The sequence below is a fragment of the Lysinibacillus fusiformis genome (assembly GCF_002845985.1).
Classification (GTDB): Bacteria; Bacillota; Bacilli; order Bacillales_A; family Planococcaceae; genus Lysinibacillus; species Lysinibacillus fusiformis_D.
The window spans coordinates 483,967-507,010 of record NZ_PDFK01000003.1 but is presented as its reverse complement, the minus strand read 5'-3'; the positions used below and the strand labels follow the sequence as shown (position 1 = coordinate 507,010).

Annotated in this window: 24 protein-coding genes; 15 read left to right on the top strand and 9 right to left on the bottom strand. The window is 36.4% G+C overall.

Features of this window, described 5'->3' with window-relative positions; all coding sequences use genetic code 11:
- Positions 1–391: 391 nt before the first annotated feature.
- The 3 genes from CRI88_RS13135 to CRI88_RS13125 all read left to right on the top strand — a co-directional run bounded on the left by CRI88_RS13135 (position 392) and on the right by CRI88_RS13125 (position 1,819).
- On the top strand, positions 392–577 hold the full coding sequence (locus tag CRI88_RS13135) for a hypothetical protein (protein ID WP_058843670.1): 186 nt from the start codon (positions 392–394) through the stop codon (positions 575–577).
- A 235-nt stretch (positions 578–812) separates the two neighbouring features.
- The gene (locus CRI88_RS13130; protein ID WP_036117048.1) at positions 813–1,094 is read left to right on the top strand and encodes a hypothetical protein; all 282 of its coding nucleotides are present in this window, start codon (positions 813–815) and stop codon (positions 1,092–1,094) included.
- A 155-nt stretch (positions 1,095–1,249) separates the two neighbouring features.
- Entirely contained in the window at positions 1,250–1,819 is a 570-nt protein-coding gene (locus CRI88_RS13125) for a GNAT family N-acetyltransferase (protein ID WP_374703118.1), read from the top strand.
- A gap of 192 nt (positions 1,820–2,011) precedes the next feature.
- Here CRI88_RS13125 and CRI88_RS13120 read toward each other — a convergent pair whose 3' ends face one another.
- Positions 2,012–2,896, bottom strand: a complete 885-nt coding sequence (locus tag CRI88_RS13120) for a LysR family transcriptional regulator (protein ID WP_089932724.1) — start codon at positions 2,894–2,896, stop codon at positions 2,012–2,014.
- Between the two features lie 129 nt (positions 2,897–3,025).
- Here CRI88_RS13120 and CRI88_RS13115 point away from each other — a divergent pair, with 129 nt between their 5' ends.
- Positions 3,026–4,039: an alpha/beta fold hydrolase gene (locus CRI88_RS13115; protein ID WP_089932729.1), complete on the top strand. Its 1,014-nt coding sequence runs from the start codon at positions 3,026–3,028 to the stop codon at positions 4,037–4,039.
- 680 nt (positions 4,040–4,719) lie between these two features.
- Positions 4,720–5,112: a RidA family protein gene (locus tag CRI88_RS13110; RefSeq protein WP_089932732.1), complete on the top strand. Its 393-nt coding sequence runs from the start codon at positions 4,720–4,722 to the stop codon at positions 5,110–5,112.
- A gap of 53 nt (positions 5,113–5,165) precedes the next feature.
- On the opposite strand, the gene CRI88_RS13105 is transcribed toward CRI88_RS13110, so the two are convergent.
- Complete coding sequence (locus tag CRI88_RS13105; RefSeq protein WP_036117032.1) at positions 5,166–5,411, bottom strand: hypothetical protein; 246 nt, start codon at positions 5,409–5,411, stop codon at positions 5,166–5,168.
- 839 nt (positions 5,412–6,250) lie between these two features.
- Between CRI88_RS13105 and CRI88_RS13095 the strand changes: the two genes are divergently transcribed.
- Complete coding sequence (locus CRI88_RS13095; RefSeq protein WP_101966715.1) at positions 6,251–7,105, top strand: malate synthase; 855 nt, start codon at positions 6,251–6,253, stop codon at positions 7,103–7,105.
- Positions 7,106–7,252: 147 nt separating this feature from the next.
- Here the strand turns inward: CRI88_RS13095 and CRI88_RS13090 are convergent, their stop codons facing one another.
- The 3 genes from CRI88_RS13090 to CRI88_RS13080 form a co-directional block, all read right to left on the bottom strand.
- Positions 7,253–8,116, bottom strand: coding sequence for a PhzF family phenazine biosynthesis protein (locus tag CRI88_RS13090; RefSeq protein WP_101966714.1), 864 nt, complete (start codon positions 8,114–8,116; stop codon positions 7,253–7,255).
- Positions 8,117–8,559: 443 nt separating this feature from the next.
- The gene (locus CRI88_RS13085; protein WP_101966713.1) at positions 8,560–9,600 is read right to left on the bottom strand and encodes a DUF418 domain-containing protein; all 1,041 of its coding nucleotides are present in this window, start codon (positions 9,598–9,600) and stop codon (positions 8,560–8,562) included.
- A 97-nt stretch (positions 9,601–9,697) separates the two neighbouring features.
- The gene (locus CRI88_RS13080; RefSeq protein ID WP_058843679.1) at positions 9,698–10,648 is read right to left on the bottom strand and encodes a helix-turn-helix transcriptional regulator; all 951 of its coding nucleotides are present in this window, start codon (positions 10,646–10,648) and stop codon (positions 9,698–9,700) included.
- A gap of 100 nt (positions 10,649–10,748) precedes the next feature.
- On the opposite strand from CRI88_RS13080, the gene CRI88_RS13075 reads away from it, so the two are divergent.
- Together CRI88_RS13075 and CRI88_RS13070 are read left to right on the top strand one after the other, a co-directional pair.
- Positions 10,749–11,279: a dihydrofolate reductase family protein gene (locus CRI88_RS13075; RefSeq protein WP_036117023.1), complete on the top strand. Its 531-nt coding sequence runs from the start codon at positions 10,749–10,751 to the stop codon at positions 11,277–11,279.
- A gap of 303 nt (positions 11,280–11,582) precedes the next feature.
- A complete protein-coding gene (locus tag CRI88_RS13070) occupies positions 11,583–12,104 on the top strand; it encodes an AAA family ATPase (protein WP_101966712.1) in 522 nt (173 codons plus the stop codon).
- 30 nt (positions 12,105–12,134) lie between these two features.
- Here the strand turns inward: CRI88_RS13070 and ku are convergent, their stop codons facing one another.
- Positions 12,135–12,956, bottom strand: coding sequence for a non-homologous end joining protein Ku (gene ku, locus CRI88_RS13065; protein ID WP_058843681.1), 822 nt, complete (start codon positions 12,954–12,956; stop codon positions 12,135–12,137).
- A gap of 107 nt (positions 12,957–13,063) precedes the next feature.
- Here ku and CRI88_RS13060 point away from each other — a divergent pair, with 107 nt between their 5' ends.
- The gene (locus tag CRI88_RS13060; RefSeq protein WP_101966711.1) at positions 13,064–14,881 is read left to right on the top strand and encodes a DNA ligase D; all 1,818 of its coding nucleotides are present in this window, start codon (positions 13,064–13,066) and stop codon (positions 14,879–14,881) included.
- A 236-nt stretch (positions 14,882–15,117) separates the two neighbouring features.
- On the opposite strand, the gene CRI88_RS13055 is transcribed toward CRI88_RS13060, so the two are convergent.
- A complete protein-coding gene (locus CRI88_RS13055) occupies positions 15,118–16,080 on the bottom strand; it encodes an MBL fold metallo-hydrolase (protein WP_101966710.1) in 963 nt (320 codons plus the stop codon).
- Between the two features lie 137 nt (positions 16,081–16,217).
- Here CRI88_RS13055 and CRI88_RS13050 point away from each other — a divergent pair, with 137 nt between their 5' ends.
- The 6 genes from CRI88_RS13050 (at position 16,218) to CRI88_RS13025 (ending at position 22,121) form a co-directional block, all read left to right on the top strand.
- A complete protein-coding gene (locus CRI88_RS13050; RefSeq protein ID WP_036117013.1) occupies positions 16,218–17,693 on the top strand; it encodes a methyl-accepting chemotaxis protein in 1,476 nt (491 codons plus the stop codon).
- Between the two features lie 331 nt (positions 17,694–18,024).
- Positions 18,025–18,498, top strand: a complete 474-nt coding sequence (locus tag CRI88_RS13045; RefSeq protein ID WP_036117011.1) for a GNAT family N-acetyltransferase — start codon at positions 18,025–18,027, stop codon at positions 18,496–18,498.
- 46 nt (positions 18,499–18,544) lie between these two features.
- Complete coding sequence (locus CRI88_RS13040) at positions 18,545–19,201, top strand: hypothetical protein (protein ID WP_058843683.1); 657 nt, start codon at positions 18,545–18,547, stop codon at positions 19,199–19,201.
- 235 nt (positions 19,202–19,436) lie between these two features.
- A complete protein-coding gene (locus tag CRI88_RS13035; RefSeq protein ID WP_374703117.1) occupies positions 19,437–20,183 on the top strand; it encodes an SDR family oxidoreductase in 747 nt (248 codons plus the stop codon).
- Between the two features lie 354 nt (positions 20,184–20,537).
- Positions 20,538–21,413 (top strand): cation diffusion facilitator family transporter, encoded by an 876-nt coding sequence (locus CRI88_RS13030; protein WP_101966709.1) that lies wholly within the window; start codon positions 20,538–20,540, stop codon positions 21,411–21,413.
- A 471-nt stretch (positions 21,414–21,884) separates the two neighbouring features.
- Positions 21,885–22,121 (top strand): hypothetical protein, encoded by a 237-nt coding sequence (locus CRI88_RS13025; protein WP_180957806.1) that lies wholly within the window; start codon positions 21,885–21,887, stop codon positions 22,119–22,121.
- A 320-nt stretch (positions 22,122–22,441) separates the two neighbouring features.
- On the opposite strand, the gene CRI88_RS13020 is transcribed toward CRI88_RS13025, so the two are convergent.
- Both CRI88_RS13020 and CRI88_RS22925 read right to left on the bottom strand, forming a co-directional pair.
- Entirely contained in the window at positions 22,442–22,558 is a 117-nt protein-coding gene (locus tag CRI88_RS13020) for a YjcZ family sporulation protein (protein ID WP_080717009.1), read from the bottom strand.
- Positions 22,559–22,696: 138 nt separating this feature from the next.
- Positions 22,697–22,819 (bottom strand): hypothetical protein, encoded by a 123-nt coding sequence (locus CRI88_RS22925; RefSeq protein ID WP_256375530.1) that lies wholly within the window; start codon positions 22,817–22,819, stop codon positions 22,697–22,699.
- Between the last annotated feature and the right edge of the window lie 225 nt (positions 22,820–23,044).

Genomic DNA, 23,044 nt, shown 5'->3' with positions numbered 1-23,044 from the left:
TCATCTTAGGATGGAGGCTTTTTATATGGAAATATATCCTATGTCATTTTAAATGGTCAGATCAAGTGAAAATAGGTGATGTATTAATGGGAAGTGTAGAAAATGAAATATTCGTGATAAAGTAATGTTGTACTAAAGTATCTGTTGCATCTTTAAAGTTGTTCTTGCGATTATGAGTGATAATGGTGTAATATAGCTTCAACAAATAACCCGAGCTTTGACATGAAAAAATTTAAAACGTTTATTGATAAAGCATTTAAATGGCCAGATACACGTCAAAAAATAATAAAACTTCATCAGATGCCCGAGGATTTTGCAGTTCCACATAATTCCCCTGAATTTAACTATTTTAAAGTTATTATTCAAGTTATAAACAAAAAGGACGGATGTAATGAAATATAATAAAACAACAATGCTAAAGCTTATCAATGAACATCGAGCGTTGCATGATGAATTAAAAAAGCTAAAATCTGAAATGGGTTTAGAGAAAAACTTCGCAGTAAAGGCATTGTATCATTCATTTGTTGCAGAGGAAGGTCCTTACATGAAAGAATACCAGGATTTAGAGCGATTATAATAAATCATGGTACCTCTAAAAATGGTTGGGAAAATAAGGGTAATCCTTAGTTTAATTTAGTGGAGCATCATTCAAATAAGGAATGATGCTCTTTAATTTTAGAAAGAGATATTAAGTGTGTCAGAGAGAGCTTCCTTTGCTTTTTTTAGAGATTAGGCATCAAAAATGTTTTAATTTGCTATTCATAACCATATAATACTATTAAAGCTATTATTAGTATGAATGGAGGAATTAAATGGAAATAAAAACACAAAATAAATTTATTGATTTAGTGAAAAATACCATTAGTAATAACGGACAAACTATCGGAAAGCGTCTTGAAGATAAGCACAAAGGCTTTGAGAGCGGCTGGAAGGTTGATGGAAATGAAGTTGTGTTTTGGGTTAGTCCTACACTAAGTCTTAGTGATTATACAGGAAGCTTAATGAATGAATTTAGTTTCACTATAGCTTTTGACGAAGAAACAGATAAATTTATTGTATCTGGCAATAGTGCCAAGTCTCGAACTTTGTTATAAATAATCAATTATTGAGTCACATCCAATAGATGTGGCTTTTGTTTTTGTAATGATAAAAAGAGTTGCATGTACAAATTGAATAGTTATGATAATTTTCTGAATATAATGTGTTACTATTTATTTATGAATAATGCTAATGATGGTGAAAAGGAGTTATGATGAGTATAAATTTCGAATTTAAAGATTTTCCTAAATTGGAAACGGAACGCTTTATCTTACGAAAAGGTATAGTTGATGATTGCAAAGATATTTTTGCACTTTATTCTGATGAAAAAGTGGTCAAGTATTTGCCATTAACATTATTTGCTTCAGTTGATGATGCATTACATGAATTAAACTGGTATGATAAAATTTTCAAAGAACAAACTGGCTTAAGATGGGTAATTGAAGAAGCTAAGACCAAAAAAGTGATTGGCACTTGTGGTTATTTGAATTATGAAAAAGAACATAACCGCATAGAAATTGGCTATGATTTAAACCCTGAACATTGGGGAAAGGGTATTATGCAAGAGGCTTTAAGTAAGATTATACATTTTGCTTTTACGTCGATGGGAATAAATAAAATCGAAGCGAAAATAGAGCCAGAAAACAATTCATCTATAAGATTGTTGGAAAAATTAAATTTTAGTCAAGAGGGTGTTTTGAGACAACACGAACTTGAAAAAGGGAAGTATGTTGATCTTGCCATTTTTTCAATATTGAAAAGTGAATATCAAGAGATTTAGGAAGAAGTCATGTCCCGTAATGGGAGGTGGCTTTTTCTATTGCTTTGAACATAGCCTCAAGCAGCCTTAATTTGATGTTGTAGTCACATTTTTTAAGTCCTTTGTGCACTAATTTGAGTCTGTTTCCTTTCTTTAGAAAAAGGTCGATTCAGTATCATTAACTTCTGAATCCGCCCCTTCCTCCTAAGAATATTACTGTAGTAAATTTCTTGCTAAATCTGTAAAGGCTTTTATCGATGGAGAAATCCATTTTTCTTGATGCCACAACATTTGAGTGGCAAATTGTATTTCAGATAAATCCCAAGGTAGAGGGATCAGCTCACCTCGCTCCATTTCTCCCTTTAGCGCCATTTTTGGTAATAAGGCAATACCGAGTCCCGCCATTGTACATTGTTTAATGGCTTCTACACTATTAAACTCAAGTTCGGTCAAGCTGTCTGCCCCATTCTTTACCAAAGTACGATAAAAGAAAGTCCGATAAGAGCAACCTTTTTCACTTAATAGAATATGCTCTCTATTAAAATCTTCTATGCTTAATGTAGCACGAGAAGCTAATGGATGGTCGGGGGAAACAACCATAAGAAACGGTTCGTCCAATAAAATTTCTGTATGAAGATCTGATGATACGATCGGTTCATCTAGCATAAAGACCACATCAACATCTCCTTCTCTTAGACTTTGTTTCAAATTTTGACCAGACAAAGGCTTAAAAAGCAGACGAACATGGGGATATTGTTGACGATAATCTCTGAGTAATGCTGGTAAACGGTATGTACAGAGTACTTCGTCTGCACCAATGATAATTGTGCCAGTTAATTCTCCGTTCTGACTGGAGACACAACGGGCTTCCTCTATATCGTTTAATATTTTGGTAGCATAGGGCAATAACTGGTGGCCAGCATCTGTTAATACGACACTCTTGCCCAAGCGATCCAATAACCTGACGCCCAATTCTTCTTCTAACGCCTTGATTTGCATGGTTACAGTAGACGGAACATAGTTCAACACTTCGGCAGTGCGACTAAAACTGCGAGTGGAAGCAAGCGTCCAAAATGTTTTAAGCTGACGGATTTCCATTGATACAGCACCTCTTAATTCAAAAAAAATGAACGTTATATTCAAAAACGTTTCGTTGATTTGATGGTAACAGTATCGTAGAGTAAAAATCAAGCTACACGCAAAATTTTATAAAAGGGGATTTGAATTATGAAAGATTACGAAATTTATTCACTTGGAGATGTCTTGCTACAATCGGGACAAAAATTGCCTCAAGCTTTTCTTGCTTATAAAACCTATGGAACTTTAAATACTGCAAAATCAAATGTGATTGTTTATCCTACTTGGTTTGCTGGCCAGCATACGGATAATGAGTGGTTGATTGGTTCTGGCAAAGCACTTGATCCAGACAAATATTTTATAATCGTGCCTAATATGTTTGGGAATGGATTATCCTCCTCTCCAAGCAATACACAGGCTCCTATGGATAAAGGTAATTTTCCACTTGTAACGATCTATGATAATGTTCGGTTACAACATCGACTCATAACTGAAAAATTTGGTATTAAGAAAATTGCTCTAGTCGTTGGATGGTCACTCGGTGCGCTGCAAACCTTTCAATGGGGAAGAAGTTATCCTGAGATGGTCGAACGGATTGCACCGTTTGGCGGAACAGCAAAGACCAGACCACATGCACAAGTTGTTTTTGAGAGCCTTATCGCAGCATTGCAAGCAGACGCCAACTGGAAGCGAGGCTTCTACACTAATCAGCCTACAGCAGGACTTGCTGCGATGGGACGCGCCTATGCGCCATGGGGATTTTCTCAAGCCTACTATTTAGAACAGCTCTATCAAGAAGAAGGGTACACAACATTAAAGGCATATCTAGAAGATTATTGGGATAAAGTGTTTCTTTCCTTTGATGCAAACGACTTGATTGCCATGCTACGAACAGGTATTAACGGAGATATAAGTGCTAATCCTCAAGACAACAGAAATTTTGAAAAAGCGTTAAACTGTATCACTGCTCAAGCCCTTGTTATGCCAGGGTCGACCGATCTTTTTTTTCCGCCAGAGGATAATACTTATGAAGTAAAGCACATGCCTAATGCAGTTTATCGACCAATCGAATCTAAGTGGGGACATTGCTTCGGAATTGGACAAAACGAACAGGATTCTCTTGAGATAGACAACCAATTGAAACAGTTTTTACAATTGGTATAGCAAATTTATGTATGGAGTAAAAGTGAATTTTTATTTGGCATTCATATTGCGAAGAGGGCTAAACGTATAAAATCAATTCACCTTTAATAGAACCTAATTCGAAAAACACCCTCCAAAAAAGAAGTGACTATCTATGCCTATCCAGTAATGAGTAAGTTAAAAATTGAATGAAGTGCAGTATAGAACCATTATGGCATTTATGAATATAACAATTTTAGATAGTCTGTTCAGAATTTGTTGAGGATGCTATGCTATTTTAGTAATGAACATGCATAGGAACAAAAAAACTAGGTGCTCCGATTAGGAGAGCCTAGTTTTTTAAGATGAGAAGAGTCACTTGGGATGGTGTGACCCTGGTAACAATTTCGGAGGTGTAAGGCTAATTTCGCTTTACACTATTATTTATATGCTGTATTCGTTATAGTTATATAGTTAATTGCCTGAGAAATAATAATAAAGAAACTCATAAATCGTCTCTACGCTTCCTTGATTAGCTAGGATAGAAATGGTAAAGTGAAAATAACTTTAGGGAACAGGAGGAGAATTTACATGAAAAAAAGATCTATTCGTTTTTTAAGCATGGGTATAGGGTTCTCCACGGCTGTTTTTTTCTAAAATCGTTGAACAAGGGATAAGTTTGCCCTTTTTTAGAAAAATAAGAACCTAAAGGAGTATGGAAGATGACAGTAAAAATAGTGCGTAAAAATCCAATGCAGGTGCCTTACCCAGTCGGAAAATATAGCCATGTAACAATCATCCCGAAAGATGCAACAATGTATGCATTTTCAGGACAAATAGGTATTGGTCAAGATGATCAATTGCCTCAAGGATTCGAGGAACAAATAACCAATACATTTAATAATATAGAAACGATTTTAGCAGCTGAGGAATTGGATGCTAGTCATGTAGTCAAGGCTAACATTTGGGCAACAGAGGAGACTGATTGGGCTTATTTCGATCAGCAATGGGAAGCCATGTTTGGTGATTCCTATCCCTCTATGACTGTTGCTTATGTTACGGCTTTAGGGCTACCAGATATTAAAATAGAGATTGATCTTTGGGCTGCTAAATAGCCTAAAAACGACAATATCCAAAAGATATTGTCGTTTTTTGTATAAATACTGTTCTAACGTAACATCCTTTTTAATTGCTTCAATTCATAATTTAATTCGTCAATTTGCTTTTGTAGTTTGTCAATATCATTGCTATTGCTTTCATTTTCCTTCAACTCATCCTCTAAAGCAAGACCAGCCGCAATAGTTGCTATTGCGTCACCGAGTGTTGTAATGGCTCCTGCAATGACCGCCAGCTTAGCTGCTTGGCTAACTGATTCGATCCCCTCGCTATTCCTATAGCCCTTGTTATTTTTCATAAAATCCTCCCTACAAAAAAGGGTATTATTTGCATTATATGTTTAGGATAAGTGACAGGTGAAGAATCATTTGGCATACATAGCCTAAAAGGTTACTGATGTTGGCAAAGAGGCAATAGAAAACCACCTACAACAATATAACACTGGGCTCGTTTTTTAGCTCTGATTGGAGTGGTTGTTGATTCTGCAAGCAAATAGGCGTATAAAATGCATTTTTTTTAAATGACAGGTTTTGAATAATAGTGGTGAGTGAAGGGCAACGGTTATTAACAAAGAGAAATTCACTGGAGCGAAAGCAGACCGACCACAATTAAATAAGCTGCTATCTAAAACAGAGGAAGGTAAGAAGCTTGTTAGAACCAAACCCCTAACTTGATTTTCTTACAAAAAACTTTTGCAACAGGGGGTCTCTTTATAGGGAACATCATTGATTTCATGAAGCCCTCCTATGTTTAGCACCAATAATCAAGTGGTTATTTAAAGAGGCGTTTTCCAGAAATTTTGCGATTTTTGGAGGCTTTTATTACATAGCTATTTCAAGGTAATTCAAAGAATAAATAATCATTTTACCTTATGGTAAAATATGATGTCAATAATAAATTTGTAATTTTTTTAAAAAATGTTATAATAGTCTTACAATTACTTTTTTAAAATCGTATTTCGAATTCAGATGTCCTTTTTTACAGATAGAATTTGGGTACGTTTTTTTAATATCCTTTTTTAAGCCGAAGAAAAAATCAAAACAGTTATGTGTGCTTTAAAGGAAGTTAGTTGAATAAAATGATTAATTTACTATCTAATAGTAACCGAGTTTTTATTCCTTAAGGAGGACTAGAATAATGAATCTAATCAATAAGAAAGTTACACACAAGCGTTTTGGCATAGGTAGTATAGTTAAGCATAATGATTCTAGTATTGAAATACATTTCGGATCGGAAAATAAAAGGTTTGTTTTCCCTGATGTATTTGGAAAGCACCTAAAAATACATGATAAAAGTGATGCTAAGTTACTTGAAGAGATTATACAAAAAAAGGAAATTGAGCGAAAAGAGGAAGAATGGAAGAAGGAAGAGGAAAAAATACTACAAAGAAAAAAACTGGTACTTCGTTTGGAACACGAAAAACTTATGCATAACCATAAACTTCATCCTGCATCACAAATGGTTTTTTGGTGTGACTCAGAAGAACAGGATAGTTCTTTTTCAGAGTGGAAAGTTTTTTCGGGTATATTAAAAAGTGGTAATAACAAAGGAAAGCCAAACAAACCGAGCCGTTTGCACCAAAATAGCGCTGTCCTCTTAACAGCAAAAGATTCCAGCATGCTTGAAAAAGACAGACGTATCTTAGGTGTCTATATGGTGAATGAAAACTTTGTCGGCAAGCTTTGTGAAGATGGATATATTCCAGCTCATTCAAAATACAGAATTCAACTTACAGAACAGGAATCGGATCAGCTGCTTTTCTGGCACTATTATATCAATGAAAAATTCCCTGAAAAAATGACATGGAATACAGGTAAATATCGTTATTTTGAAAATTTATGGATGGCTCAAATTTTGCTTGATATAGTTTCATTAAAAAGTGACACAAATGAACGAGAGCTGGCACAACAATTTTTTAAACATTTTTGCAAAATGAATCAAATAACAGCCCAAGAGTTACCAAAGCCTAATGGCGCATTAACGCGTATATAGATGTTAGTCCAAGGATTATAAGAATGACGAACAACTATTTTTTAGCGGTATATTTGATTGCATTTTACCAAGAAGAAAAGACAAAGCATCGAATAATCAGATACTTTGTCTACAGTCTGAGGTTGAGAAATTATTTTCTCAACCTTTTTATTTACACTCAATATTTTCTACATTTAAACACTTAGTTTCACAATAATAGCCTTTGCCGCCAACATAAACTTTTTCTATTTCATTCTTGCTATTGGTTGCTAATTTAACTAATATTTCGGAAGGTGAGTGTAAAGAATACCCTTGTTCAAATACATAGACTTCTTTTTGCAAGTAGTGCTTTTCATAAAGGTAGCAAGCTAATGCACCGTTTGAAGTTCCAGTCGCTGCTTCTTCATTGATGTCGTATAGTGGAGCAAAATTTCTGCATATAATTCGATTGTCATTAAAAGTATATAGATGCATCCCGACAACATTATAATACTTGCTGATTGTTTTAATTTTTTCAAAATTAGGTTGCAGTGGATGTAATCGTGTTTCGCTTTTTATAGGAATTAAAATATCTTTTAAGCCCGTGGAGACAATTTGAATTGGGTATTTATCGTCTATATCTTTAATGTCAAAACAGTCGATGAACTCGTTTGGAGATACAATATCATAGAATTTCGGTTTGTTTTGTTCCATAAATATGATGTCATCTTTTATGGTAATAGTAAGGACACCGCTGTTCGTTTCAATCGTATAGCTATTCCTGAAAAGTTTATTTAAATGCATCAGTATCGCGAAAGAGCCAATTGTGGCATGACCACATAAATCAACTTCTTCTTTTGGTGTAAAATACTCAAATTTATAATCAGCAATTTCAGATTCTGATATAAATGCGGTTTCCGCATAGCCCAGTTGTTTGGCTATTGCCATTTTTTGAGTAGTGGTCAATGTATTCTCAATAAATACCACACCTGCTTTATTTCCGCCTTTATGATCCTTGCTAAATGCACTTGCAACATAAATTGATATTTTCATAAGACACCCTTCTTTCCTCACTTATAGTAAATTGTAGCATAGAAAGCACTAGGTATAAATGATGTTGGATAAATTTGCTATAAAGCAAGAGACAAACTATTTTTTAGCATCTGAACTCTTCAAAAATAGTTTATCTACAGTTTGAGTCACTAGATTTATTTTCTTGTGTTTCCTATAAAGTGCCCCAAATGTTTACTTTCGGTTCTTAATAGCTATTTTATAAAAATAAAAAAACAGCGTCAGCACTGGGCTTACGCTGTTTTTAAATTAGTCACATCTGCATATTTCTGACCGTAATCGTATGTATGCAATAAGTGACCAAATAAAATGGGGATGTGTTTCTTGCTGAAGATATGAGCAAAGATGGAAAGCGAGTAGGGTACATTACCAATATATGACGTTTAATCCACTACTGATAGGTGTTTATCATTGACGATAAATAATTAGTGCCCTTTTTTGCTTTGGCGTAGGGGAGGGGCTGTCCAATAGGTGCCCATTCGCCACAGCCATTCCATAGGACCAAAGCGGAAAAAATGTAACCATAGCTTGCTAAAGAGCAATTGACAAACATAAATACCTAGACAAATCCACAAAGACTCAATGTAACGAAGCTGTCCAATGAGCTGGAAGGCATGACCGATTACTAGAATAAGTGCGGTTTGCCCCAAGTAATTGGTTAAGGCCATTCGTCCATATGCCTTTAATGGTGATAACAGTTGTTGAAATAAAGAGCTTTGTAGTAATAGAATGATTGTCCCCATGTAAAATGCCGAAGCGAATGGGCTAAACTGTAATCCGATTAATGCAAATTGCTCGATATTTGTAATATGGACGTCTAGCTGATCCTTGGACAGCTGATCCATCGTATCGATTGCATCAGGGACATACTGCCATTGATAAATCCAGCTAGCAATACTTATACAGCCCATAACAATCGTTACTAGTATGATTTTATGTCGATGAATTGAGATATTTTCAAATAAGCGATATTGACCAGCAGTTAGACCTAGCAAAATCAGTGGAAAGGGCATCAAAATTTTAAGGCCCCAATAAGCAGTAATAGCTAATAGGATTAATCCAATGATTAGATTGAATTGTTTGCGTATTTTATAAAATGGCAAGGCTACAAAGCCAAAAATGGCATAGACCGTTAAGGCTTCACCTGGTTGGAAATAGAAATGGACAATCCCCATAAGTAATAACATCAAAAGTCTGCGACTAAATAAGGAATAAGCTTTTTCATTTCTTGCAAGGGCACGAGAAATAAAAAGATAGAATCCTATACCAAATAAAAATGAAAAAATGATGAAAAATTTACCCTCTATAAAAAGAGTTAAAAAGCGACTATAGGCGATATCGCTCGTTAATGTAGGGGGTTCAATCCACATTAATGCGGGAATATTAACTAAAATAATGCCAAGTAGAGCGAATCCTCTTAAATAATCTAATGTATCAATTCGTTTGTTGTTGTCGGTTGGTTGCAACGGTCATCTCCTCCTTCAAAGCCAAGTATAAGATAGTTTACTAAAAAGTAGTAACGATGAAGGTTACACGAATCTGACGAAATTGTCATCTAACAGATTAGCTTTCATTTGGCTCTGGATATATCTCTAATAGCTCGTGTGCATGCTGACGCAATAGTTGAATTAATGCTTGGGGTTCTTTGACAATCGCATGTGGACCGAGGCGAAAGAAAAGGGAGCTATTAAATTGAAGTTCACCTTGATCGATTATCGTATCAATATAGCCTGTACCATCACTAAGTAGGACAACAGCTTTTTCAAGATGTGGCTCACTTAAACATTGACGAACCCCTTCACTTGATAATTCTACATATAAGCGAATAGGATGTTGAGGTTCATAGGCACTTTCGAGCCATTGCTGCAAATTCATAGTCGTCTTATGGCTTTCATCGCTGGCTTCAATGGCATGGATACGATCAACACGAAAGAGTAAAATTTTTTCGTTTGATAATAGTAACGCAGGCATATACCATAAGCCATCATGAGCGTACACACCAATAGGCTGGACATGCTTTGAAGTGATACCAGACTTTGATTCATATTGGATATGCAATTGTGATTGCTTGATGATTGCCTCTAAAACGTCTGTTAAGAGTGGTGTTGTAATGGCCCTTTTAGGATTCCAAAAGGCCATATAGGATTGCAGCGTATCCACCTTTTTCTTGGCCTCCTTCTGTAAGGAATCATAAAGCTTTTGAGAAACAGACTTCATTTCGGTATTAAAAGGTAAGTCACGATAATAATGCAAAGATTGGAACGCAAAGAAAATAGAGACCGCTTCTTCCTCAGTAAATAAGATAGGGGGGAGAATCGCATTTGACAATACTGTATAGCCGCCATGTCTGCCCTGCTCCGCATAGATAGGTAGCCCCATGTCACTTAAATCTAAAAGGTAACGATGCACCGTTCGCACCGAAATATTGAATGTGTCGGCAATTTCCTGCGCTGTAAATTTCTTTTTAGCACTGACAAATAACAAAATATCAATTAATCGTTTGGCTTTGGACATATTTTTTCACCTTTTTATTTAATCATGCCAATAGTTGTCATGTTTTATATCTAGTATAGAGATTGTACAAGAGATTTTCAAAAGAACAGGAGTTGACGAGATGTCACGAGAAATAGTGGTATTTATCGGATTAAGTGTAGATGGATTTATTGCCAAGGAAAATGATGATTTACAGTGGCTTGAAGAAACAGAAGGGGAAGGAGATAATGGCTACTCCGATATGTATCAAACTATTGATACTGTTATTATGGGCAAACGAACATACGATTATATTTTAGCGCATAGCGATACGTTCCCATATCCTGATAAAAGGTGCTATGTGTTTACAACATCTCAATCTGGGAAAGATAAACATGTGACGTTTGTTCAAGAGGATGTTGTCGCATTTACTAAGCAATTAAAAGAACAACAAGGTGCAAAAATTTGGATGGTTGGTGGTGCGGGGATTCTAGACGCCTTTTTACAGGAACAGTTAATTGATGAATGGATTATTACCATTACTCCCCATTTGCTAGGTGCAGGGATATCTTTGTTTAAATCTCCACGTCCGTTCGAAAATTTAAGGCTACTGGAGACAAAGCGATATGGTCAAATGGTGCAAATGCATTATCAGGTGAGAAAAGAGGCTTAAATCGAGCCTCTTTATCCGAAGATGCGAGAATTTACATTCGACTGTATCAAATATGATGATAAAGTCTCTTTCTAAATGGAGGTAAGAAATTAGCATACATTTACCAAAATAATGCTAAATATAGTGAAGATCATCTTGATAGTGTTCGTAAAGGTAATCATATTCAGTCGGATAATTATATTTTTGTAGATTCTTTTCGAATTTATGTTGATACATGTATGAACCTCCTCTTTACCATTATTAAAATTATTGTATAATAAAGGGAATATTTCTACAAAGATACATAAGATGGGAGATGATTCGGTGACGATAGGATTTCCACAAAGAATACATATTATTGGATCCGTTGGCAGTGGGAAAACGACATTAGCGAGGGAATTATCTAAAACCTATCAGATTCCTTTTTATGAATTAGATAATGTGGCATGGATTCGAAAGGATTCAGGGGATATTAGGCGAACAGATGAAGAAAAAAAGGAGCACTTACAAAGCATTCTCCAAACGAACACTTGGATTATTGAAGGAATTCATCAAGAGGAGTGGGTTGTTGAAAGCTTCCAACAAGCTGACTGCATCATCTTTCTCAATACGCCTTATCCTATTCGTGTCTTCCGTATTATGAAGCGGTTTATGAAACAAAAAATCGGTATCGAAAAAGCCCATTATCAGCCAACATTTTCGATTTTCTTTAAAATGTTTCGTTGGAATAAACGCTTTGAGCAGAAGGGGAAACCTAAATTTTTTAAACAACAAAGCGATCTGTTAAATAAAATTTTAGTAGTTCAGCATAAAAAGGATTTGCATCACTTCCTTCAACAATTCTAAAGCGTATCCCGATAAAAGGATACGCTTTTTTTAAGCATTTTTCTTTGTGCGTGTAGTACGCTTTCTTGTAGCTGGCTTTTTTGTTTTATCTAAGGAAGCCTGTAGTGCTGTCATTAAATCTGTGACATTATCAGGAATTGGACGTTGTTTATCACTGGTCGCTATCGTATTCGTACCTTTCTTTTCCTCGATTAATTCTAGTAAAGCATTGCGGTAATCGTCCGTATATTTTTCAGGGTTGAATGTAGTCGTCAATTGGTCTACCAGCAATAGAGCTGTTTCAAGCTCCTTTGGTACAACATCCTGTTCACTTGGAATATTTGGAACATCCCCAACACTTCTCACTTCATCTGGATAGTGAATGGTTTCCATCACGAGGGCATTTTGATAAACGCGCACGATGGCAAGCTGTTCCTTAGATCGAATAATAATTTTAGCAATGCCAATTTTTCCTGATTGCTCTAATGTTTTAAGTAATAAGGAATAGGCCTTAGCTCCGGTTGCATCAGGAGAGAGGAAATAAGTGCGCTCAAAATAAATGGGGTCAATTTCAGTTAATTGCACAAAATCAATAATTTCCACAGCTTTATCTTCATTTTCCTTACGCAAGTTTTCTAAATCCTCTTGATCCAACACGACAAATTTATTTTTGGCATATTCATAAGCTTTGACGATCTCTTCATCTTTTACTTCTTGGTTACAGCCCTCGCAAACCTTTTTGTAGCTAATCGGCGTATGGCACTCCTTGTGAAGCTGTCGCAATTTAACATCTTTATTTTCAGTAGCGGCATGTAGTTTCACAGGGATATTAACCAGTCCAAAGGAAATACTGCCTTTCCACACTGTATGCATTGTTTGTCACCTCGTTTTTCTTACTATGATATATTTTGATGCTTTTTATGTATCTTAAATTGAAATCATCAAACACTGAAAATAAAAAGCAAAGTAGGTATGGTGAAATGAAACCAATGCTTTTAACGGAAACAAATGATATTCCTAGTGGCGGTGAATGGTTATTTGAAACGAAATATGACGGTTTTCGCTGTATATTAGTTTGGGATGAAGAGCCGCTGCTCATTAGCCGTAATGGTCGAAATTTAAACCACTTGTTTCCTGAAATTTTGGCTTTTTGTCAGCAAATACATGCGTCCATTCAAGCATTTTTACCACTAACCTTAGATGGGGAGTTAGTTTATTTACGCAATCAATACAAAAGCGAATTTGCCATTGTTCAAAAAAGAGGGAGAATGCAAAATCAAGATGCCATTGAGACACATGCAAAAGCTTTTCCTTTTCGCTATCTTGTGTTTGACGTGCTAGTTTTCAAAGGGGTGTCACTGCAAAACCGCTATTTAAAAACACGTAAAGAGCAATTGTCCAAGCTTGCAACAAGATTAAAACTGCCAAGCGTCGACTATGAGGATCCAAGGTCTATACAAATGATCCAAGGTGATGAGGACAGAGAGAATGTATGGCAAGCCATCAAGGTTTACAATGGTGAGGGCATGGTGGCGAAGAAGAAAACAAGTAAATGGCTGGATAACACCCGTTCTAGTCATTGGTTAAAAATTAAAAATTGGCGTTATGTGACGGTCATAGTAACGCAGTATGATCAGGTCAATGGCTATTTTCATGGCTCAATTTATGATGAGGGACAAATACGAGAAGTCGTTACATTTAAGCATGGCATGGCTGAAGAAGAACAGCAAACACTTGTCGCATTCTTTCAGGCAAATGGGCAGCGCCATAAAGGACTATGGCAGTTAGAGCCTTCTATTTGTGTCGATATCGCATGTATAGATTTCGACGGCAGTAAGCTTCGAGAGCCTAGATTTCATGCTTTCCGATTAGAGCTATCACCAGAAGATTGTCAATGGCAGCATATGCAGCGGCAGCTTTTTCCAATCCCCGAATCAGTACCCATTACCCATCCAGAGAAACCAGTGTGGCCTGCAATGGGTATAACAAAGGATTATTATTTATCCTATTTACAAAGCATCGCGCCCTATTTATTACCTTTTCTAAAGGATCGTCCACTTACATTAATACGATTTCCACATGGTGTTCCAGGAGAAAGCTTTTATCAAAAAAGTAGACCAGAAAAACTGCCTGATTTTGTGGCAACGACGGCGATGGATCATATTGATACTATAATATGTAACAATATGGAAACCCTTTTGTGGTTAGGAAATCAACTGGCTATAGAGCTGCACATTCCATTTCAGACACAGCATTCCATTTATCCAACAGAAATTGTTTTCGATTTGGATCCTCCCTCAGCACAGCATTTTTCATTAGCTATTACAGGTGCACTTGATTTAAAGGACATTATTGACTTTTTTAATCTACAATCTTTTGTCAAAACATCGGGCGGGAAAGGCTTACAGCTTTATATTCCATTACCCGAAAATACTTTTAGCTATGAAGAGGTGCGTGTGTTTACTGAATTTGTTTGTCGTTTTTTATGTCAGCAAAAACCGAATTTATATACAATGGAGCGTTTAAAAAAGAATCGTCATGAAAAATTATATTTAGATTATTTACAGCATGCTGAGGGTAAAACCATTATTGCTCCCTATTCCACTCGTGGCAATGTACAGGGCTTAGTCGCAACACCTCTGCATTGGGGGGAAGTTCATGAGAGTCTATCACCAGAGTTCTTCACGATTCCTGCTGTCATGGAACGTATGAAAAAAGGGAGTAACCCCTTTCAATCATTTCGTGAGGTGGGGGAGCAACAGGATTTTCAAGCTGCTTTGGATCGTTTAAAAGAATGATTCCTTTTCAAATTTATCTAGGTGAATACATGGCCCTTCTAAACCTAGTAAAAAGAATAAGCAAGCATCAGCTAGTAGGAAAAAAGCAATCCTACTGAAAAACAGGCTAGTTTTGACTACATTAGCAGCAGTCCCCTTTATAGGGATGCAAGTGGAGAAGCTAAGCGTTTCGCAAGTTTCCTTGTGGCCCCGAAAAGAGGTGTCTCCAAAATCACTAGAGACACCTCTTTTTACTGTTAGCGTGACGCCTGGGTATTTACTTTTTCTAAGTAGTCCAGTATGCCCATTGATGACACAATCGTATCGAACGGGATTGTTTGATAGACTGGATGATCTGTGGGAATGTCGTTTTCCTGTAAATAGCTGAATAAAAGAGCCTTTAAGCGATCATCTAGATAGCGAACTTGCTGCTGGAAGTCGCTTGATGTTGCTTGTGCGTTTCTACCCTCTGCTAGAAAGAGAGGTGTCCAATAGCGCACCTGACGATAAGCCTCTGTTGGATTTTTATACGCACCGTAATGGCCGAAATATAGTTCACTTGCATGGAGCTTTTCATACAATTGAAGAGATAGCTCCATTGTTTCTGGGTCGTACTGGTTTGGAGAAGTCGACGGAATGATTAAATCAATCGCTTCACCATCCATTTCTGGGTAACGAACGCCTGTTGTATCCCCGACAAACAAGCCATTTGTAGCAGAATAAAGCATTGAAACATGATGTTTAGCATGACCTTCTGTATGAAAGAACGTTAAATGATGTTGTCCTAAAGATAGACGCTGTTCATGGCTAACCTCAATAATTCGCGTAGCATCGATAGGCACAATTGGATCAAAGAGTTTATCAAATTCAGCACCATAAACGCTCTTTGCACTGGAAATAAGGCGACTTGGATCAATCATGTGAGCCGCCCCTCGTGGATGGACTACTAATTTGGCATTAGGACAGCTTTGTAAAAATAAACCTGCGCCGCCAGCATGATCTAAATGGATATGTGTCACGATTACATAGTGAATATCCTCTAATGCAATATTTAATTCCTTTAATCCTGCCATAATATAAGGAACGGAAGGGCTTGCAGAAGTTTCGATCAAGGCAATTTTTTCATCCATTAATAAATAGGAGCTCGTTCGCTGCACACGATTTAAATCATGTGTGTCAATACAATAGAAATTTGGTGCGATTTGTTGGACATTAGTCAAATGTATTTCCCCCTTTTATTTCAAAAATGACTAAAATATGCTTTCGAATGCAATATTTAGCTACAAAAAGTAGTAGTTATACTATATAATAATAGAAAATTAAACTGAATGTCCATTCATTTTTTAGGGGGATAAAAATGGAGAATAAAATTCGTTACGACACACGGAAAGTCCACCGTGTCAATTTGGCTATCATCTCAATCTTAGCCATTTTAATTTGCGGACCAATGATTCTATCGAAAGGAATACATTTTTTATTTATTGGGCTTGCTGTCATTTCATTGGCAGTTTGTAATTATTTATTACCCATCAAAACGTATGTCAAAGGTTTTATCTTTGGCTTAATTCCATCAAGTGTTGTTTTTACACTATTTTTGCTTGATAGCTTTTCATTAAATAAGCATTATATTTTACTATGCACGGTGGCCATTATTGCCTTGTATTTTAAAAAAGAATTAATTGTCTTCTTTGGTATTCTAACAAATCTTAGCTTTTTCATTTTATATATGGTCAACTCGTCATCCTTGTTGGGCCCATTTGATGATATCATCGTCTTTGTAACACTTCTAGCGATTATGAATGGCGTGATTATTGTCTTTTATTTGCTAGCCAAATGGGGGAATGAGCTGATTGAACATGCAAAGGCGCAGCAAAATGAGGTACAAGCATCCTTCAATCAGTTACAAAATACCTTTCTTGAAATCGAAAAAAGCAGTCAGGCCTTGGATGAGCATGTCACGCAATTCCAGCAAACGATGCAAAGGATTTCAGGCTCTAGTAAACAAATATTGCTAGCGACAGAGGCTATTTCGGCAAGTATTCAGCAGGAAGCCTCTAGTCTGCAAGTGATTCATGGCACAATGGGCGATTCCGTCCATTTCGTGAATGAAACTTTGACCATATCAAAGGATACCGTAGGAAAATCAACTGAGCTGCAGCAGGAGGTTTTGGCAGGTTGGAACAAAATGCAGGAGGCGATGGCCCAGATGAGCGTGATGAGTGATGCGATGAGCTCAACTGCAGAAACTGTAAATGAGCTACAGCACAGCTTGCAAACGGTAGATAGCCTATTAAAGGGAATTACGCATATTGCAGAGCAGACCAATTTATTGGCATTGAACGCGGCCATAGAGGCGGCCAGAGCAGGGGAGCATGGTAAAGGATTTGCCGTAGTGGCAGATGAGGTACGCAAGCTAGCAGAGGAAAGCGCGGCGATTACCGTAAGTATTACAAATGTGACGAAAACCTTGTTTGAAAAATCAACAGCAGCACATCAACGTTCTGACGATGGTGAGAAAGCGTTACAGCATGGGGAACAATTGTTGCAGGAAGTCAGTCATTTCTTAAATGTCTTGAAGGATTCATTTGCTCAAACCAATACAGATTTAACTAGGGGAATGCATGAATTAAGCAGTGCGATTTCACAGTTCGAGACAATCCAAGTGCAAATTGAAAGACTTAATAAAATGACTGAGCAAAATGCTGAGTCCACTGGCGATATTTTACATTCAGTGGAAGATGAAAATCAGCTACTGGTGAGGATGACCGATACGACCAATCGCATTCAGACGTTAAGTGATACGTTAAAATCATTAGTGATGGCAAAGGTTTGATTGAATCATTGAAATTGAAATAAATGGTAGGGTAAAATGAGAATATGATTTAACATTGTAGATGGAGGGTATATAGATGTTATTCATCAGCATTGTTTTATCCATACCTGTTTATGGTTATTGTATATGGTGCTTATATGATCCAGAAGAAAGTTTTATTTTTTGAACGTTGGCGCTACAAAGAAACGCCAACGTTATCTGATTTGTAAATCAAATTCATACGTATTGGTAGCGTGTTTGCCAGGGTGATTGTAACGTTTTATTTAATTGCAGTAGCACCTGATCCGTTGCCAAATGTTACAGGATGAGTTGAAAATAGAGGAGGGATTCCATGAACATTCGTAGCTTAAAAAGTTCAGATTACTATATTTTATCTCCATTGATTAATGAGTGGTGGGGAGATAGGAATATGTCAGATAAGCTGCCCAAATTATTTTTTGATCATTTTACGAATACTAGCCTAATTATGGAAAAGGATGGCGAAATTATTGGCTTTCTTGTAGGGTTTTTATCGCAGGCTAACTCAAATGAAGCATTTATCCATTTTGTTGGGGTCCATCCTGATTACAGAAAACAGAATATTGCAAAAAGGTTATACGACGTATTCTTTCATGTAGTGAAGCAATATCATCGAAATATTGTGAAATGTGTCACGTCACCTATAAACGAAATTTCGATAGCCTTTCATACGAATATGGGCTTTAGAATGGAAAAGGGTGACAAAGAGATGGATAAGGTGTCCGTCCACAGCAATTACGGTGGCGAAAATCAAGATCGTGTGTTGTTTTATAAGATTCTACCGTAATTAGCTTTACAGAACTTGCATATAGTCCCGAATAAGGGGGCTATAAATGTTTATCAAAAAGGTATTTACGTTATGGTTTCTACTAGCTGTTATTGTTTGTAGTGGATTTTTCCTTTTGGCGAATGCACCTATTCAATATGCTGAAAAATCCAATGTTTCAGTGCCACAGCCCAGCAATAATGAATTATTGGGTTATATTCAGCAATATCAATTTTTAATCAGTGAGATTTCCCATGCCTTGCGCAAAGAAAATTATAGCTTTCAATTAGATTACGGGGTTCTGCCTAATGACAAAATCGAACTTCTCGTGTCATTACCAGACAAGGCTGATACTAGCACCAAACAAAAAATAGAAGAAATTATGTTGAATGTGTTGAAAGAAAATAATTTAAATCCCGTTTTTTTTCAATTAACGTTAAAAAATCTTTACGAACCAGCAGAGCCTAGCTCAACGCGACTAAGCTATAATGATGTCCTCGCCAATCTATTTGAAGAAATGATTGACCAAAATTATGGCATCTTCAGTATCGATCATAGTATTACATCTGAGGAAATTCAGATAAGGATTAATTTAACACAAGAGAAAAATAACATGATACAAAAGCAGGTTTATCAGCTAGCGGAAGACATGATTAAGAAACATCATTATGATGTAGAGCAATTTTCTATCGATGTTCAAAATAATATCAAAATTTTAGATTAAAGGGTTATGACAAAAGTTTTTTAAATGCAGATCATTGATTAGGAAAGAGCTGTATAGAAAAACTCTGGCATAAACAATCTATGAAATAAATAGTAGCACATCCCACTTATATAGAGAGGAGAGCCTATTTAGGGTGAGGTTGTACGTTAATACTAAAGACTGAGCAGACCAGTTTGGTTATGCTCCTTTTTTATATCAACGAACACCTCTATATCCTATAAAATGGAGGTTAAGAATGATGAATAAAATGGCTATCGTTACAGGTGCAAGTCATCCAAGAGATATTGGTACAGCTATTTGCAGAAGATTGGCTGCGGATGGGGTAAATATTTTTTTCACACACTGGCAAGCTGATCCTGCTTGGATTGATGAATTCCAAATGGAGATAGAGAGTATGAGGGTCTCTTGTGAAGATATGACGATTGATTTATCAAATCCACTGGCAGCACAAACGATATGTCAGAAGGTTGTTGAAAAACTAGGCGTACCTTCCATTCTAGTAAATAATGCAGCTCATTCAGCACAAGATGGCTATTTAAAGTTAGATGCGCTAACACTCGACCAACATTACGCAGTCAATATGAGGTCAACCTTTCTTCTTTCTGTTGAATTTGCCCGACTGTGGAAAAAGGCCAATTTAAAAGCAGGCAGAATTATTAATATGACATCAGGTCAGGATTTAGGTCCGATGGTTGGGGAATTAGCCTATGTCTCGACGAAAGGAGCTATTTCAGCGTTTACAAGGTCCTTAGCTCAAGAACTCGCTCCCTTAGATATTACCGTAAATGCTGTCAATCCAGGGCCAACAGATTCTACTTGGATGAATGACGGCATTAGAACCCATCTGTTACCGAAATTTCCACTGGGTCGGATTGGTACGCCTGATGACGTGGCGAAAACCATTAGCTTTCTTGCAAGTGAAGAGGCTACCTGGATAACTGGACAAATCATTCATTCAGAAGGTGGGTTTTTGCGAGGATAGAAAAGTTGAGATTAAGAGTCTTGCTAGGCATTGGGGCAGGCTCTTTGTATGTCAGCAAATGACCTAACATAAAAAGGGTCACTCCCAAATATGGAAATGACCAAGTTTTGTAAGGTGTGTTCGTTGGAGGAAAAAATCTTAAAGAACAGATTCTATATTATTTTATTCGTTTAAAATAATAATTTCTAGGTTTTTAACCAGTGACTAAGCTTCTTCCTCAAGGCTGTATTTTTTCCCATAATCAACACTTTTATACTCCTCCTACTTATGTATCGTAAGGCAAAAAGGTTGCTGTAGACCCACTCGATGTTGAGTTGTTATTATAAAAATGTACGTAAGTGGGAGGTAAGTGAATTGGAAGCAGAAAGATATAATAATCTTAAATTAGGTGAGCGTGGTGCAATCATCAGTATTATTGCCTATATAGTTTTGTCCATTATAAAAGTTGTAATGGGATACATGACGGGTTCAGAAGCTTTGAAGGCAGATGGGCTAAATAATACGACCGATATTATTGCTTCTATTGCAGTACTTATAGGGCTAAAGCTTTCTCAAAAACCTGCAGACCATGATCATCGATACGGTCATTGGAAAAGTGAAACCATTGCATCGATGGTAGCTTCATTTATTATGATGGCAGTTGGTATTCAAGTATTAGTGGGTGCTTTTACGTCCATTTTTCAAGGTGGAAAAGAATCTCCAGATATGATCGCAGCCTATGTTGGGTTAGGATCAGCAGTGGTTATGTATGCTGTCTATCGTTACAATAAAAAATTGGCTGACAAGATAAACAGTAAAGCAGTCATGGCTGCCGCTAAAGATAATTTGTCAGACGCTTGGGTAAGTATTGGCACTGCTGTAGGGATTTTAGGATCACAACTACATATGCCTTGGTTGGATACGGTAACTGCTATAGTGGTAGGTTTCATCATTTGTAAAACAGCTTGGGACATCTTTAAAGAAGCTTCTCATGAACTTTCTGATGGATTTGATGAGAAAATTCTTCAAACATACAAAGATATTATTTTAAAAATAGAGGGAGTCAAAGGGCTAAAAGAAATCAGAGGAAGAAATTATGGTAACAACGAGGTGATAGACGTCGTCATTCTTGTAGATGCAAACTTAGATATAACGGAAGCTCACGATGTCGCGTCTGTTGTTGAAAAAAATATGGTTGAAGAACAAGGCGTTTATGAAGTGCATGTACATGTTGAACCCAAGGAAGCATAGTCGGGTATAGCAGTTACGATGAACATTCATCAAGTTTGAGGAATTTTGGTACATTCCTGTCCAATTCAATAATAATTAAATTTGTAAGGATAAAATTTTATAATAGCACCTACAATTCAATTCGCGGCTTTTAGACTGTGGCAAATACAATGTTTGTCACAGTTTTTTCTTTTGATATCTTACTCTTCATTCTTTTGCGTAGTAGCATGTTGTTTTGGAGACAGTCTAAATGATATTCATAAGCTAATGGATATCTTTTAAATAAAAGACTGTCGAAATGATGAAGGTTAATGTAGTGTAAAGAGCTGTTAGAACACTTTGGAGTAGCAGAAGTAGTTGTTCGTTCTGCTTGAAATGGTAGAAACAGTGCATAGCATGTTTGAGACATACCTGTCGAAAAATATATGAGCAGTTGAGCTTGCTTTAGAAGGGGATTGTCTGATGAAGGCTACCACAATTAAGCAACCTTGAGTGAGCTTAATCACTCTTGGTGAGAAAAAATTGAAACATGTAGTAGGACAACACCTTGATCCAATTGCTATCCAAGCTGGTAAAACAATGGACATAGGATATTGTGAATGTCCTCTAATTAAAAAAGCGCTTCAAAAGTATGGAATTGGAAATGCAAATTTATCAATGGGTCTTGTCATTGCAACTGCAAAATTAGTTGAATATCATTGGGTACCGAATCAGTTAAATGGTCATTGAATTCGAAAATAATTAGAGCGCTTGGTGATTTAAAGGGTGGTTGTTATGCATGGAAGCTGAATACAGTGAAAGTATTATCTAAGCCAGTGCTGACAAAAGGGAAGTTAAGCCTATAGGAATGAGATAAGGAAATAGTTGAAAGAAGTGTTCAGTAAACGAGTTGTGACAATATATGCAGGTGAAGAAAAGAAATTAATAAAAGGGTCACTGGGGTGGGGGAAGACCCTTTGATCATAATATGTGTGTAGAAGGATGTTAGATAGCATTAGATTATGGTAGCTTAAAGAAGGCGTTTATGGATGTAGCCAATAATAAAGGTGTTACTTATGCATAAAACGAGCGCCAACAATAATTAAAAGAATAAATAGGACAACGATTAGTGCAAATGATAAATTATCATGTTTGCCATAGTCTGTATGATAAACTTCATTTCCCATATTAAATCTCCCCCTTTCTATAATCTAGAATATGTAGAGTTATAGATAGGAGAGATGCTATTCATCTAATTAATCATTCCTTCCTTTCGTAAAAAAATAATTTAATCACTCTATTAACCTATTTATGTATTAAAGTAATTACTTGTGTTTTTCAAGTTCTTCGATACGTTTTTCTAGCTTTTTAATCTTAGCATCAGCTGATGAAGCAAAAGCAAAAGAAGCTGCTGCAAATAGAAAAGCTATTAAAGCAAAAGTATTCATCGGAAACCTCCTAATAATGATAAAGGAAAACTGTCTGCATTAATTTACGGATGAAACTGGCAAAGGTTTCAAATAGTTTAAAGGCGATGAATAAAGAAAAAGCCGCAGCGTTTGTATACGCCACAGCTCGAATTGGTTTATGCCCGTCGATGGCTTAGTCAGATACGCACTATAACACATTGAAGATACATAGTAATCACATTCCTAATAATGCCTTTATTAAAC